The sequence below is a fragment of the Streptomyces sp. NPDC104202 genome (assembly GCF_055584185.1).
This window is the reverse complement of sequence record NZ_JBVJMN010000014.1, coordinates 68,623-82,493: the sequence shown is the minus strand read 5'-3', so window position 1 is coordinate 82,493 and position 13,871 is coordinate 68,623. Positions and strand designations below refer to the sequence as shown.

Below are 13,871 nucleotides of genomic sequence, written 5' to 3'. Positions count from 1 at the left end.
GAGGGTAGTCGGAGACTGGAAGGGGAGGCCCGTCCGCAGCACACCCATCCGTACGGAGAGGGGCCGATCGGCCATGACCGAGCACCCTGACGCAGCCTTGGTCCGACGGGGATTCGACGCGTGGACCAAGGGAGACATGGAGACCGTCGGCACCCTGATGACGGCGGACTGTACGCACCACTCGCCCGGCGAGAGCCAGATATCCGGGCACTACAAGGGCCGGGACAACGTCCTCGCCATGTACCGGAAGATGTTCGAGCTCACCGGCGGCAAGATGCGCGTCGAGCTGGACTCCATCACCGTCGACGGACGCGGCCACGCCGTGGCGTCCAACAAGTTCTACGCCGAACGCGGTGACCGAGGCATCGAGATGAAGGGCGCGCTCGTCTTCACCGTCATGGGCGGCAAGATCTCCGACATCGACGAGTGCGTCGAGGACATCGCCCAGTCCGACGCCTTCTGGGGCACGGCCGGCTGAACGCACCCAGCCCCCGCCCTGGAAGGGCGGGGGCTGTCGCGTACGGCCGGGGCGTCAGGCCAGCAGGGCCGGGATCGTCGCCTCGTGCGCCTCGCGCAGCTCCGTGAGGGAGAGCGCGAACTCGCCCTGCACGTCGACCGCGTCGCCGTCGACGACACCGATACGGGCCGCCGGCAGACCGCGCGCACCGCACATGTCGGTGAAGCGGAGCTCCTCGCTGCGCGGGACGGCGACGACCGCACGGCCGGCCGACTCGCTGAAGAGGAACGTGAAGGCGTCCAGGCCCTCGGGGACCACCAGCCGCGCGCCGTTCCCGCCGCGCAGGCAGGACTCGACGACCGCCTGGACGAGACCGCCGTCGGACAGGTCGTGCGCCGCGTCGATCATGCCGTCGCGGGAGGCCGAGATCAGGATCTCGCCGAGCAGCTTCTCCCGGTCGAGGTCCACGGCCGGCGGCATGCCGCCGAGGTGCCGGTGGATCACCTCGGACCAGGCCGAGCCGCCGAACTCCTCACGCGTGTCGCCCAGCAGGTAGAGGAGCTGGCCCTCTTCCGCGAAGGCGATCGGCGTACGGCGGTTCACGTCGTCGATCACACCGAGCACGGCCACGACCGGCGTCGGGTGGATGGCGACCTCGCCGGTCTGGTTGTACAGCGACACGTTGCCGCCGGTGACCGGAGTGCCCAGCTGCAGACAGCCGTCCGCGAGACCACGGGTGGCCTCGGCGAACTGCCACATGACGGCCGGGTCCTCGGGCGAACCGAAGTTCAGGCAGTCCGAGATGGCCAGCGGCTTGGCGCCGGAGGCCGCCACGTTGCGGTACGCCTCCGCCAGCGCGAGCTGCGCGCCCGTGTACGGGTCGAGCTTCGCGTACCGGCCGTTGCCGTCGGTCGCCATGGCCACGCCGAGGTTGGTCTCCTCGTCGATCCGGACCATGCCCGCGTCCTCGGGCTGCGCCAGGACCGTGTTGCCCTGCACGAACCGGTCGTACTGGTCCGTGATCCAGGACTTCGAGGCCTGGTTCGGGGACGACACCAGCTTCAGGACCTGGTCCTTCAGCTCGGCACCGGTCTGCGGCCGGGGCAGCTTGCCGGCGTCGTCGGCCTGGAGCGCGTCCTGCCACTCCGGGCGCGCGAACGGCCGGTGGTAGGTCGGGCCCTCGTGGGCGACCGAACGCGGCGGCACGTCGACGATCTGCTCGCCGTGCCAGAAGATCTCCAGGCGCTCGCCGTCGGTCACCTCACCGATGACGGTGGCGATGACGTCCCACTTCTCGCAGATCTCCAGGAAGCGCTCGACGTGCTCGGGCTCGACGATCGCGCACATGCGCTCCTGCGACTCGCTCATGAGGATCTCCTCGGGCGAGAGCGTGGCGTCGCGCAGGTGGACCTTCTCGAGGTCCACGTGCATGCCGCCGGAGCCGGCGGAGGCGAGCTCGGACGTGGCGCAGGAGAGCCCGGCGCCGCCGAGGTCCTGGATGCCCGCGACCAGCTTCTCCCCGAAGATCTCCAGGGTGCACTCGATGAGGAGCTTCTCCTGGAACGGGTCGCCGACCTGGACGGCGGGGCGCTTGGTCGGCTTGGTGTCGTCGAAGGTCTCGGACGCGAGGACCGAGACGCCGCCGATGCCGTCGCCGCCCGTGCGGGCGCCGTACAGGATGACCTTGTTGCCGGGGCCGGAGGCCTTGGCGAGGTGGATGTCCTCGTGCTTCATCACGCCGATGCAGCCGGCGTTGACGAGCGGGTTGCCCTGGTAGCAGGAGTCGAAGACGACCTCGCCACCGATGTTGGGCAGGCCCAGGCAGTTGCCGTAGCCGCCGATGCCGGCGACGACACCGGGCAGCACGCGCTTGGTGTCGGGGTGGTCGGCCGCGCCGAAGCGCAGCGGGTCGACGACCGCGACCGGACGGGCGCCCATGGCGAGGATGTCGCGGACGATGCCGCCCACGCCGGTGGCCGCGCCCTGGTAGGGCTCGATGTACGAGGGGTGGTTGTGCGACTCCACCTTGAAGGTGACCGCGTACCCCTGGCCGACGTCGACGACGCCCGCGTTCTCGCCGATGCCGACGAGCATGGCGTCGTTCTCGGGGGTCTTCTCGCCGAACTGCTTCAGGTGGACCTTGCTGCTCTTGTAGGAGCAGTGCTCGGACCACATGACCGAGTACATGGCGAGCTCGGCGCCGGTGGGACGGCGGCCGAGGATCTCGCGGATGCGCGCGTACTCGTCCTCCTTGAGGCCGAGCTCCTTCCAGGGCTGCTCGCTGTCCGGCGTCTCGCTCGCGTGCTTGACGGTGTCGAGGCTCATCAGGCGTTGACCAGCTTCTTGAGGATCGAGGTGAAGAAACCGAGGCCGTCCGTCTTGCCGGTGCCGATCAGCGGCTCGACGGCGTGCTCGGGGTGCGGCATGAGGCCGACCACGTTGCCCGCGGCGTTGGTGATGCCCGCGATGTCGCGCAGCGAGCCGTTGGGGTTCACGTCCAGGTAGCGGAAGGCCACCCGCCCCTCGGCCTCCAGCGCGTCGAGCGTGCGCTCGTCGGCGACGTACCGGCCGTCCATGTTCTTGAGCGGGACCTCGATCTCCTGGCCCGCGGAGTAGTCCGAGGTCCAGGCGGTCTCCGCGTTCTCCACCCGCAGCTTCTGGTCGCGGCAGATGAAGTGGAGGTGGTTGTTGCGCAGCATCGCGCCCGGCAGCAGATGGGCCTCGGTGAGGATCTGGAAGCCGTTGCAGATCCCGAGGACGGGCATGCCCGCCTTCGCCTGCTCGATGACGGTCTCCATCACCGGCGAGAAGCGGGAGATGGCTCCGGCCCGCAGGTAGTCGCCGTAGGAGAAGCCACCGGCCAGGACCACGGCGTCGACCTGCTTGAGGTCCTTGTCGCGGTGCCAGAGCGAGACGGGCTCGGCGCCCGCCAGGCGGGCGGCACGCAGCGCGTCCTGGTCGTCGAGCGTTCCGGGGAACGTGACGACGCCGATGCGTGCGGTCACGACTCCACCTTCACGATGAAGTCTTCGATCACGGTGTTGGCAAGGAAGGTTTCGGCCATCTCATGGATGCGGGCGAGGGCGGCGTCGTCGACCGGTCCCTCCACCTCCAGCTCGAAGCGCTTCCCCTGACGGACATCGGCGATTCCGGCGAATCCCAGGCGGGGCAGTGCACGCTGCACCGCCTGCCCCTGAGGGTCGAGGATCTCCGGCTTGAGCATGACGTCGACTACGACGCGTGCCACTGGCACTCCCGGTGGTGTGTTGCGTGGGCGGTTCCCTCAGCGTACCTGCCTCCAAATTCTACGCGGGTAGAGATCTGAAGGATCCTACAAAAGGCCGGTTCGGTGCGACGTGCGCCACACGAACACGATCCGCACGCCGGACCGACACTCCCCGCGCAAAATTCCAGTGAAATATTGCGGACCGCAATGTGCCGGGACACGCTGAAACAATTGGCAGGGCTTCACAATGCGACACCTGCCGCTGTACAAAGGAATCCAGAAGAAAGCAGCATTGTCCCGGCACAGCCGTACGGTCGGCATCGCAGCACGTCAGAGGCGCCACAAGCGTCCTCGCGACCTCGGTGGCCGCAGGAAAGGACCGATATCCGTGGCTCAGCGTGTGGTGGTCACTCTCTCCGACGACATCGACGGCGGAGAAGCTGCTGAAACGGTCGCGTTCGGCCTTGACGGGAAGATGTACGAGATCGACCTGAATGCTGCCAATGCAAAGAAACTCCGCAAGAGCCTCGCCCCCTACCTCGCGGCCGGGCGCAAGCTCCCGGCCCGACTGGCGGCCGGCCGGGGCCCCGCGGCCCAGAGCTTCACGCACACCGACCTCGCCCCCGACCCGGCGGCGGTCCGCGCCTGGGCCCAGTCCAACAAGATGGACGTCCCGGCCCGCGGCCGGATCCCGAAGCGGGTCTACGAGGCCTTCCGCGCCGCGAGCTGAACGACGGTTCAGGTGCCGGGGCGCGGAGCTCCCCCCTGGCCCCGGCCCTGACCTCGACCCGAGGCGATTTGCATTGCACCCCCGATGATCCGGTAGAGTCTGGATCACGCCGAAGGGCAAGGCCGCAAAGCCGAGTCCGACGCAGCGTGCGGGTGTAGTTCAGTAGTAGAACATCCCCCTTCCAGGGGGAAGGCGCAGTGTGCAATTCCTGTCACCCGCTCTGCATCGCTCGACCGACCACTCCGGTGGATCAGGTAGAGTGGTGCTCGCACCGCCCGGTGAGAGCCGAGCGGCAGCAATGCGGACGTGGCTCAGTTGGTAGAGCATCACCTTGCCAAGGTGAGGGTCGCGAGTTCGAATCTCGTCGTCCGCTCAGGAAGAACGAAGGCCCCGGTTCTCAGGAACCGGGGCCTTCGTCGTACGCCCGGAAGATCGCCGGAAGATCGGCCCGCGAGCACGCCTCGATCCGGCCGGCGCATGTGAAGGGGCCCACACAAAAGGTGTGTCACGAGCACCCGGGACGTTGGGTATAGTTAGCAGCGCGCTACGGCGCATGCGGACGTGGCTCAGTTGGTAGAGCATCACCTTGCCAAGGTGAGGGTCGCGAGTTCGAATCTCGTCGTCCGCTCCACGGAGAAGCCCCCCGGTCGAATGACCGGGGGGCTTTCTCGTGCCCAGGAATGCTCCGGAGGGCCCCCCGTCCGCATGCGGGCGGACGGGGGCCCTTCGGAACGGGTCCCCTAGGACCAGGGGTTTCCGGTGAGGAGCTCGTAGGCCTCCAGGTACTTGGCGCGGGTGGCGTCCACGATCTCCTGGGGGAGCGGCGGCGGGGGCTGCTCGCTCTTGCGGTCCCAGCCGGAGGCCGGCGACGTCAGCCAGTTCCGCACGAACTGCTTGTCGTACGAGGGCTGGGCGCGGCCCGGCTGCCACTGGTCCGCCGGCCAGAAGCGCGACGAGTCCGGGGTGAGCACCTCGTCGGCGATGACGAGCCGGTCGCCGTCCGGGGTGCTCTCGAAGCCGAACTCGAACTTCGTGTCGGCCAGGATGATGCCGCGCTCGCGCGCGATGTCACGGGCGCGGCCGTAGACGTCGAGCGTCGTCCGGCGCAGCACCGCGGCCGTCTCGGCACCGACCTGGCGGGCGACCTCCTCGTACGACACGTTCTCGTCGTGGTCGCCGACGGCGGCCTTGGTCGCCGGGGTGAAGATCGGCGCGGGCAGCTCGGACCCGTCGCTCAGGCCCTCGGGCAGCGCGAGGCCGCAGACCGTGCGGCTCTCCTCGTACTCGACGAGACCGGAGCCGGTCAGGTAGCCGCGGGCGACGCACTCGACCGGCACCATGTTCAGCGACTTGCAGATCAGGGTGCGGCCCGCCCAGTCGGCGGGGGCACCGGCCGGCAGCTCGGTGGAGAGGACGTGGTGCGGGACCAGGTCGGCGAGCTTGTCGAACCACCACAGGGACAGCTGGGTGAGGACCCGGCCCTTGTCGGGGATCTCGGTCGGCAGGACCCAGTCGTACGCGGACATGCGGTCGCTCGCCACCATCACGAGGTCACCGGCCTCGTTCCGGTACAGGTCGCGCACCTTGCCCGTGTGGAGATGGGTGAGGCCCGGGACCTGGACGGGCTCGGGCTTTTCTACGAATCCGGACACGGTTCCTCCGCGTAGGTTGATCCAGGAGCGCTCCGATTCTCTCGCACCTGGCCGGGCCCTCGGCGCCTGGGCCCGGCCGACTGCTCCCGGGACCCGCCGAAGGCCCTTCTCACCACCGGCCGGATCCGGTCAGTCCCTCTTGCAGATCCGGTCCAGGAGGTTGGCCGTGGCGCGCTGGACCCGCGCGTCGACATGGCCCGGGCGGTCCAGCGCCGGCGACCAGGCGAACGTGCCGGAGGCGAAGACCCAGGCGCCCGAGGGAGCCCGGTAGAGGGAGGTCTCCTGATGGCGCACCGCCCCCTCGCCGTCCCGGTAGGGCGAGTGCGCCAGCAGGATGCGGCCCTGGTGCTCCGGGAGCGCGGTGCGCGGGAAGTACCGGTCGGCCTCGCCCGCCACCATGCCCGGCAGCTCGTCGCCGTCCCCGGCACCGGTCGCGTCCCACAGCCAGTGGTCCGCGTTCCGCACGACCAGCGGATGCGGTTCGGGCACCCGGCCCGCGTACTGGATGCCGAGGAGCTGCTGCTCGGGCCGGTCGACCTCCCGCCAGAGCGCGGACCGGCCGGGGCCGCGCCGCTTCCGGCAGGTGAGCAGCCGGTCCGGCACCCCCGACGGCGACGGGCCGAGCTCCACCTGCCAGTACATGGTGTTCGCCGACAGGAAGACCAGCGAGGTGCCCTGGTCGCGGGCGAGTTCGGCGGTCCTGCGCATCGGCGCCGACCAGTACTCGTCGTGGCCCGGGAAGACCAGGCCCCGGTAGCGGCTCGGGTCGACCCGGCCGGCGTGCAGGTCGCGGGTCTCCGCGTACGCCAGGTCGTAGCCGTACCGCTCCGCCCAGCGGATGAAGTCGTAGGCGTGCCCCACGTGCAGGGGCAGACCCGCACCCGCGTACGGCCGGTCGAAGGAGACCGTCACGGCCGCGTCCTCCTCGCCGAGCAGCCGGCCGTCCTCGTCCCACGCGTGGTAGAGGCTGGCGCCGGTGTGGCCGTCCTCCGGATAGAGGTTGTACGCCTGCCACGTCACGTCCGGCAGGACGAGCAGCAGGTCCGCCGGGTGGTTGTCGCGGACCGTGAAGGGGATGTGCGAGCGGTAGCCGTCGGCCGTCGTCAGCACGGCCACGTACGCCCCGATCGACCAGTACGACGGGATCTGCAGCCGCCACGACTGCCACCAGTGGTGGCAGGAGACCGTGCGGTCGGCCGTCAGCGGCGGTGGCTGGACGATCCCGGAGAGGCGCGGACTGGTCGTGATCTTCGCCGCGCCGTCGCCGCCGTAGTGCCCGATCCGATAGATGTCGACCGAGAACTGCTGCGGGGGGTCCACCGTCACGTGGAAATCGATCGACTCCCCCGGCGCCACGGCCCCGCCGGACGCGAACCCCTTGATCTGGCGGCGGACGTCGTCGGCCGTCCGCGGACCGCCCCTGCCGCCCCGCGCCAGGATCTCGTCCGCGTACCAGGGGACCATCTGACCGGTGTCGTCGAAGTAGTTGTCCGACCCGCGCAGCCAGGGCAGGGGCCCCTGGCCGAAAGGATCGCTCACGGCGTGCGCCAGCGCACCCGACTCCCACCGTCTGATCTGCTCCGCCCCCATGCTGCGCCCCTCCCTCGACTCCCCCGGTCGGCTGGCCTGCTCGTCGGCTTGTCGGCTGGTCGGTGCCGCTGGTTCTTGCCCTTGTCAGTGACGGTCTCCAGCACATCACATAACGCACGCACTCCGTCACCGTTCGTCGTGAATTGGCGAGAGTGGAAGGCGAGCCTCCGCACGGCTCGCCGCGCGGGCCTTCCTGCGAGCCTCCGCACGGGTCGCCGCGCGGCCTTCGCGTACGCCTCCGCACGGGTCGCCGCGCGGCTTCGCGTACGCCTCCGCCGGGCCTCCGTGCCGGAGGCTCAGACCAGGCGCACCGGCTTCTCCGGGCGCACCCCGGTCCGGGCCAGCCACAGGCTCAGCGGCTCCGGATCGCCGTCCTCCACCAGGGCCAGGACCCTCGGCCCGAGGTCCGCCGCCCGCTCGCCGCCGACGAGCAGGGCCGGCCCGTCGAGCCAGTCGAGCCCCGGCACCGCCTCCGCCGTGTCCACCGCCGCGCAGCAGACCATCGCCGTCACGTGGTCGGCGAGCAGATCGCGGCCGGTCCGCGGCGGCTGGAGCGGGAAGAGCGGCAGGGGCCCGTCGGGACCGCTGACCGCCGCGGGCGCCGCCTTCGGGCCCTTCTCCGCCGCCCGGGCGCTCTCCGCCGCGGCGACCCGCGCCTCCCGCGCGGCCTCCTCCCGCGCGAGCAGCGCGCTGAGCGCCCCGGCGAGCTCCTCGGCCGCGGGATTCACGGGCTCGTCGTCGTCCAGGTGCGCGTGATCGAGGTCGGGGTGGAGGTCGGGATCGAGGTCGGGATCGAGGTCGGGACCGAGGTCGGGACCGAGGTCGGGACCGAGGTCGGGACCGAGGTCGGGATCGGCTCCGGCTTCGGTTTCGGCTTCGGTCTCGGCGTGAGCGCGGAGGGCGGGATTCACGGCTGCGTGGTCGACGGCGGTGTGGCCGGCGGCTGCGTGGTCGACGGCGGTGTGGCCGGCGGCCTGCCGGGGGTCGACGTCGTCCGTGTGCAGGTCGGCGTCGGGGCGGGCGTGGGTGTCCGTCCGGGCGGTGCCGGTCGCCGTGGGGGTCCCGAGGGCGCCGGTCCGCGCGGTGCCGGGGGCCGGCCGGGTGGAGTCCGGAACCGTCTCCGCAGCGGCGTCGCCCGTCGCCGGCCGCGTCGTCGTCAGGTGGTCGATCACGCGGGTCAGGGTGGGACCGGCAGGGTCGGCGGCGGTCCCCGCGGCGGAGGCGGCGACGCCGAGGCCGTCGAGGACCTGGTGCAGACGGGCCGCGTCGGTCCGCCACTTCCGGTCGACGACCTCCTCCGGATACTGGCTCCACTCCACCGGGGACCAGTCGGGGCCGTGCTCCGCCGGGCCGCCGTGGAAGAGGCGGGCGGCGAGCAGCGAGGTGGCCTCGTCGACCGCGCCCGGCTCCTCCAGGAGGTCGCAGGCGGGGCGCTCGCCGAGCCGGGAGGAGAACCCGTCGGCCAGCCGGTCGCGGCGGGAGAGCTCGGTCAGGGCGGAGACGACGCCCGCGTCGAGCTTGGCGGGCCAGCGGCCCATCCGCCAGGCGGGCAGCGCGACCCGGGTCAGGAGCCGGTCCCAGCCCGCGTAGGCGAGGCCGACCTGCTCCTGGGCGACGATCCGCACGCCGTAGTCCACGGCCTGGGCGCGCTCCGAACCCGCGGCGGCGACCCCGCGCTCCATCTCGGCGGCGTGCCCGCGACAGGCGCGCAGCAGCAGGCGGGCGATCCGCCCCACACCGTGGGCGCCGAGCCGGCGCAGCGGGTCGAGCCCGGGCTCCTCGGGGACGGCGACGGCCGCGTCGAGGCCGCGGACGAAGCGGCGGGCCGCGGCTATGTCGGGATGGGCGGCCGGTCCCGTGCCCGCGACGACCGGGGCGAGGACGGCGCGCAGCTCGGCGACGCGCATCCACCACAGGAACGGGGAGCCTATGACCAGGACCGGGGCGCCGTCGCCGGAGACCGTCCGGCGGGCCCGGTGGGCCCGGTGCGTGCGGTCCTCCAGCCAGCTGTCGCAGTCCGGCGTCAGGGCTATCCCGGCCGGCGCGGGGACGTCGAGCCGGTCGGCCAGCTCCCGGACGAGCCGGTAGAGGTCGGGGGCGGCGGTCTCGGCGAGCTCCACCGTCGGCGTGGCGGCCGGGCGGGCCCGGCCGACGACGAGGGCGACGGCCGTGGCGGCGACGAGGACGACGAGGGCGAGGACCGTCACGACCCAGCGGGCCGTGTCCCAGGCCGCGCCGGTGAAGTGGCCGGTGACCCCGCCCGCGTACAGCACGACGGCGACGGCGGCGGGAAGCACCGCGAGGCCGAGTGCCCTGCCGCGGACACGGAGGACGGCGAGGGCCCGGGAGCGCGCGGCGCGCGCACCCCACTCCTCGCCGACAGCGGCACCGGTACCGGACACGCCGTACATCACCCCCTCCTGCCCTCGACGGGACTGCCTGTGGCGGTGTTGCTCACTCCCCCACTGTGGCACCCGCCACCGACATCGCAATGCCGGTGGGCCAAGTGCCGGAACGCCTTCGCCGCACCATAGTTGGGGCGTCGGCGGGCGTCATCCGTATGGCTGAGCCGTCACTCGATGGAATGGCTTTGGGTAAAGGTGATGGCGTTCAAGAGGCCGTGCGGTTCACGACGTCGCCACCGCACGGCCTCGGGAAGAACGGGGCGGGATCAGCCCTCGGCGGCCTTCCGGGCGATGTCCGTCCGGTGCTGCGAGCCGTCAAGACGGATACGGCCGACCGCCGCGTACGCCCGCTCGCGGGCCTGGGTCAGGTCCGAACCGGTCGCGGTGACCGACAGGACGCGGCCGCCCGCGCTGACGACCTTGTCGCCGTCCCGCTTCGTGCCGGCGTGCAGCACGTACGCGTGCGGGGCGTCCTGAGCCGCGATCTCGTCCAGGCCCTCGATCGGGTCGCCGGTCCGCGGGGTGTCCGGGTAGTTGTGGGAGGCGACGACCACGGTGACCGCGGCGTCGTCGGCCCAGTTCAGCGGCGCCTGGTCGGCCAGGGTGCCGTTGGCGGAGTTCAGCAGGACGCCGGCCAGCGGGGTCTTCAGGCGGGCCAGGACCACCTGGGTCTCCGGGTCGCCGAAGCGCGCGTTGAACTCGATGACCCGGACCCCGCGGCTCGTGATCGCCAGACCGGCGTACAGCAGACCGGAGAACGGCGTGCCGCGGCGGCGCAGCTCGTCGACCGTCGGCTGGAGGACGGACCCGAGGACCTCCTCGACCAGCTTGGGGTCGGCCCAGGGCAGCGGCGAGTAGGCGCCCATGCCACCGGTGTTCGGGCCCTCGTCGCCGTCGAGCGCGCGCTTGAAGTCCTGCGCGGGCTGCAGCGGGAGGACGGTGGTGCCGTCGGTGATCGCGAAGAGGGACACCTCGGGGCCGTCGAGGTACTCCTCGATGACGACCCGGTCGCAGGCGAGCGCGTGCGCCCGCGCCTGCTCGACGTCCGCGGTGACGACGACGCCCTTGCCGGCGGCGAGACCGTCGTCCTTCACCACGTACGGAGCGCCGAAGGCGTCGAGCGCCTCGTCGATCTCCTCGGGGGTGGTGCAGACGTAGCTGCGGGCGGTGGGCACGCCCGCGCCCGCCATCACGTCCTTGGCGAAGGCCTTGGAGCCTTCCAGCAGCGCCGCTTCCTTGGAGGGGCCGAAGACGGGGACGCCGGCCGCGCGGACGGCGTCGGCGACACCCGCGACGAGCGGGGCCTCCGGGCCGACCACGACCAGTTCGGCGCCGAGCTCGGCGGCGAGGCGCGCGACGGCGTCACCGTCCAGCTGGTCGACCGGGTGCAGCTCGGCGACCTCCGCGATTCCGGCGTTGCCGGGCGCGCAGTACAGAGCGGTGACGTCGGGATCGAGGGAGAGAGAGCGGCACAGGGCGTGTTCGCGGGCGCCGCCGCCGATGACGAGGACCTTCACGCCAGCCAGGGTAGCCCGCGGGCCGGGATGCCCCTTGTGCGGGCCACCGAGCGAGACGGCCCTACTCGTTCGTGTATTCCTCCACAACGGTCGCCCCCAGCTCGCGCACGATCAGGTCGTGCCCGGACAGCGCGGAGTCCACGAGGTCGGGGTCGTCCTCCTCCGGCACGTCGTCCTCGGGCGCCACGGGCTGCGGCGCCGGCGGGCTGTACGCGGGCGCGGGGGCCTGCGCCGGGGCCGCCTGCGGGAACGCCGGACCGGGCGCCGACTGCTGCGGCTGCACGGGAGCGGGCGCGGGCGCCTGCGAGAAGGACGGCGCCGGCGCCGCGGGCCGGCCTCCGCCGAAGCCGCCGGTCCCGCCCGAGCCGCCGAAGCCGGTCGCGGCGGGCGGGGGCGCGGCACCGCCCGAGGGGTCGATGATCGCCTCGATCTTCCAGTTCACGTGGAACTGCTCGGCGAGGGCCTGCTTGAGGACCTCCTCGCTGCCGCTGCTCGCGAAGTTGTCGCGGGCTCCGGCGTTGAGGAAGCCGAGCTGGAGCGTGGTGCCGTCGAAGCCCGCCACCTGCGCGTTCTGGCTGAGCAGGATCCAGGTGAACCGGCGCCGGTTCTTCACCGCGTCGAGGATCTGCGGCCACATGTTCCGCACCTGCGCCGTGTCCCCTCCGCCGCCCCCCGCCGGGGCCGGGGCCGACGGCTGCGCGGGGGCGGGAGCGGGAGCGGCAGGGGCCTGCGGAGCCGAGGCACCGGGCCAGGCGCCCGCAGGAGCCGGCGCCGCCGGAGCGGACGCGCCGGGCCACGCGCCCGGCGCACCGCTGCCGGGCGCCGCGGCACCCGGCCACGCACCGGGCCGCGGGGCGGCGGGGGCGGACGGCTCGGCGACGGGCTGCGGCGCCTGGACGGGCGCGGGGGCGGGCGCCGCCTGGACGGGCGCCGGGGCGGGCGGCGGCGGAGCCATCGGCGTGTGGGCCTCCGGCCCGGGCACGTAGCCCAGGGCGGGCGCCGGCGGACCCTGCGTGAAGACGGGGGCGGGCGCGGCGGCGGCGCCGCGCTCCAGCCGGTCCAGCCGGGCCTGGAGCGAGCGCTCGTCGTCGAAGGCGGCGGGCAGCAGCACGCGCGCGCAGATCAGTTCCAGCTGGAGCCGCGGCGAGGTCGCGCCCCGCATCTCGGTCAGCCCGGTGTTCACCAGGTCGGCCGCCCGGCTGAGTTCGGCCGCGCCGAACACGGACGCCTGGGCCTGCATCCGCTCGATCACGTCGACCGGGGCGTCGATGAGCCCCTTCTCGGCGGCGTCCGGCACCGCGGCCAGGATCACCAGGTCGCGCAGCCGCTCCAGGAGGTCCGCGACGAACCGCCGGGGGTCGTTGCCGCCCTCGATGACCCGGTCGACGACCTCGAACGCGGCCGCCCCGTCCCCGGACGCGAACGAGTCGACGACCGAGTCGAGCAGCGATCCGTCCGTGTACCCGAGCAGCGACGTGGCCATGGCGTACGTCACACCGTCGTCGGTGGCGCCGGCGAGCAGCTGGTCCATCACCGACATCGAGTCACGCACCGACCCGGCACCGGCCCGCACGACCAGGGGCAGCACGCCCTCCGCGACGGGGATGCCCTCGCGCCCGCAGACCTCGCCCAGGTACTCCCGCAGGGTGCCGGGCGGCACCAGCCGGAAGGGGTAGTGGTGGGTCCGCGACCGGATCGTCCCGATGACCTTCTCGGGCTCCGTCGTCGCGAAGATGAACTTGAGGTGCTCCGGCGGCTCCTCCACCACCTTCAGGAGCGCGTTGAAGCCCGCCGACGTGACCATGTGGGCCTCGTCGATGATGTAGATCTTGTACCGGCTCGACGCCGGCCCGAAGAACGCCTTCTCCCGCAGGTCACGCGCGTCGTCCACACCACCGTGCGACGCCGCGTCGATCTCGATCACGTCGATCGACCCCGGCCCGTTCCGCGCCAGGTCCCGGCACGACTGGCACTCCCCGCACGGCGTCGGCGTCGGCCCCTGCTCGCAGTTCAGGCAGCGCGCCAGGATCCGCGCGCTGGTCGTCTTCCCGCAGCCGCGCGGACCGCTGAACAGGTACGCATGATTGACCCGGTTGTTCCGCAGGGCCTGCATCAACGGGTCGGTGACATGCTCCTGCCCGATGACCTCGGCGAAGGACTCGGGGCGATAGCGGCGGTAGAGCGCGAGAGACGACACATGTACGAGGTTATAGGCGCCCGCCGACAACCCGGGAAAAACCGCCACCGCGAGGGCCCGCCACCCGCCCCTGACCGGACAGCGGCCCGCAGCCCCG

The 13,871-nt window shown here is 72.3% G+C and carries 10 protein-coding genes and 3 tRNA genes; 5 read left to right on the top strand and 8 right to left on the bottom strand.

Translation table 11 applies throughout. The annotated features are described in order from the left end of the window. Positions 1 to 73 precede the first annotated feature (73 nt). Complete coding sequence (locus ACZ60W_RS12595) at positions 74 to 478, top strand: nuclear transport factor 2 family protein (protein WP_469755313.1); 405 nt, start codon at positions 74 to 76, stop codon at positions 476 to 478. 54 nt (positions 479 to 532) lie between these two features. Here the strand turns inward: ACZ60W_RS12595 and purL are convergent, their stop codons facing one another. Genes purL through purS form a run of 3 tightly spaced genes read right to left on the bottom strand, consistent with a single transcriptional unit; the run spans position 533 to position 3,704 of the window. Beyond that, a complete protein-coding gene (purL, locus tag ACZ60W_RS12590) occupies positions 533 to 2,782 on the bottom strand; it encodes a phosphoribosylformylglycinamidine synthase subunit PurL (protein WP_469755312.1) in 2,250 nt (749 codons plus the stop codon). Continuing rightward, positions 2,782 to 3,462: a phosphoribosylformylglycinamidine synthase subunit PurQ gene (gene purQ, locus ACZ60W_RS12585; RefSeq protein ID WP_469755311.1), complete on the bottom strand. Its 681-nt coding sequence runs from the start codon at positions 3,460 to 3,462 to the stop codon at positions 2,782 to 2,784. Before purQ ends, purL begins: the two co-directional genes overlap by 1 nt. Then, positions 3,459 to 3,704 (bottom strand): phosphoribosylformylglycinamidine synthase subunit PurS, encoded by a 246-nt coding sequence (purS, locus tag ACZ60W_RS12580; protein WP_017240564.1) that lies wholly within the window; start codon positions 3,702 to 3,704, stop codon positions 3,459 to 3,461. Before purS ends, purQ begins: the two co-directional genes overlap by 4 nt. A gap of 367 nt (positions 3,705 to 4,071) precedes the next feature. On the opposite strand from purS, the gene ACZ60W_RS12575 reads away from it, so the two are divergent. The 4 genes from ACZ60W_RS12575 to ACZ60W_RS12560 all read left to right on the top strand — a co-directional run bounded on the left by ACZ60W_RS12575 (position 4,072) and on the right by ACZ60W_RS12560 (position 5,044). Next, positions 4,072 to 4,413 carry a histone-like nucleoid-structuring protein Lsr2 gene (locus ACZ60W_RS12575; RefSeq protein ID WP_469755310.1) on the top strand — a complete coding sequence of 114 codons (342 nt, stop codon included), beginning with the start codon at positions 4,072 to 4,074 and terminating at the stop codon, positions 4,411 to 4,413. Between the two features lie 148 nt (positions 4,414 to 4,561). Beyond that, a tRNA-Gly gene (locus tag ACZ60W_RS12570) sits at positions 4,562 to 4,633 on the top strand. An 80-nt stretch (positions 4,634 to 4,713) separates the two neighbouring features. Next, positions 4,714 to 4,786: transfer RNA gene (locus ACZ60W_RS12565), tRNA-Gly, on the top strand. Between the two features lie 182 nt (positions 4,787 to 4,968). Then, positions 4,969 to 5,044 (top strand) — tRNA-Gly (locus tag ACZ60W_RS12560). Positions 5,045 to 5,153: 109 nt separating this feature from the next. On the opposite strand, the gene ACZ60W_RS12555 is transcribed toward ACZ60W_RS12560, so the two are convergent. The 5 genes from ACZ60W_RS12555 to ACZ60W_RS12535 all read right to left on the bottom strand — a co-directional run bounded on the left by ACZ60W_RS12555 (position 5,154) and on the right by ACZ60W_RS12535 (position 13,774). Then, the gene (locus tag ACZ60W_RS12555) at positions 5,154 to 6,065 is read right to left on the bottom strand and encodes a phosphoribosylaminoimidazolesuccinocarboxamide synthase (RefSeq protein ID WP_469755309.1); all 912 of its coding nucleotides are present in this window, start codon (positions 6,063 to 6,065) and stop codon (positions 5,154 to 5,156) included. 129 nt (positions 6,066 to 6,194) lie between these two features. Then, positions 6,195 to 7,655 (bottom strand): N,N-dimethylformamidase beta subunit family domain-containing protein, encoded by a 1,461-nt coding sequence (locus tag ACZ60W_RS12550; protein ID WP_469755308.1) that lies wholly within the window; start codon positions 7,653 to 7,655, stop codon positions 6,195 to 6,197. 296 nt (positions 7,656 to 7,951) lie between these two features. Then, the gene (locus ACZ60W_RS12545; protein ID WP_469755307.1) at positions 7,952 to 10,066 is read right to left on the bottom strand and encodes a M48 family metalloprotease; all 2,115 of its coding nucleotides are present in this window, start codon (positions 10,064 to 10,066) and stop codon (positions 7,952 to 7,954) included. Between the two features lie 260 nt (positions 10,067 to 10,326). Continuing rightward, positions 10,327 to 11,577 (bottom strand): phosphoribosylamine--glycine ligase, encoded by a 1,251-nt coding sequence (gene purD, locus ACZ60W_RS12540; protein WP_469755306.1) that lies wholly within the window; start codon positions 11,575 to 11,577, stop codon positions 10,327 to 10,329. A 61-nt stretch (positions 11,578 to 11,638) separates the two neighbouring features. Next, positions 11,639 to 13,774 carry a DNA polymerase III subunit gamma and tau gene (locus ACZ60W_RS12535; RefSeq protein ID WP_469755305.1) on the bottom strand — a complete coding sequence of 712 codons (2,136 nt, stop codon included), beginning with the start codon at positions 13,772 to 13,774 and terminating at the stop codon, positions 11,639 to 11,641. Positions 13,775 to 13,871: the final 97 nt, after the last annotated feature.

What these genes read in the sequence shown, in the direction of transcription:
- ACZ60W_RS12595 (WP_469755313.1), top strand. Translation starts at nt 74, where the DNA reads ATGACCGAGCACCCTGACGCAGCCTTGGTCCGACGGGGATTCGACGCG.
- ACZ60W_RS12545 (WP_469755307.1), bottom strand. Translation starts at nt 10,066, where the DNA reads ATGTACGGCGTGTCCGGTACCGGTGCCGCTGTCGGCGAGGAGTGGGGT.
- ACZ60W_RS12550 (WP_469755308.1), bottom strand. Translation starts at nt 7,655, where the DNA reads ATGGGGGCGGAGCAGATCAGACGGTGGGAGTCGGGTGCGCTGGCGCAC.
- purL (WP_469755312.1), bottom strand. Translation starts at nt 2,782, where the DNA reads ATGAGCCTCGACACCGTCAAGCACGCGAGCGAGACGCCGGACAGCGAG.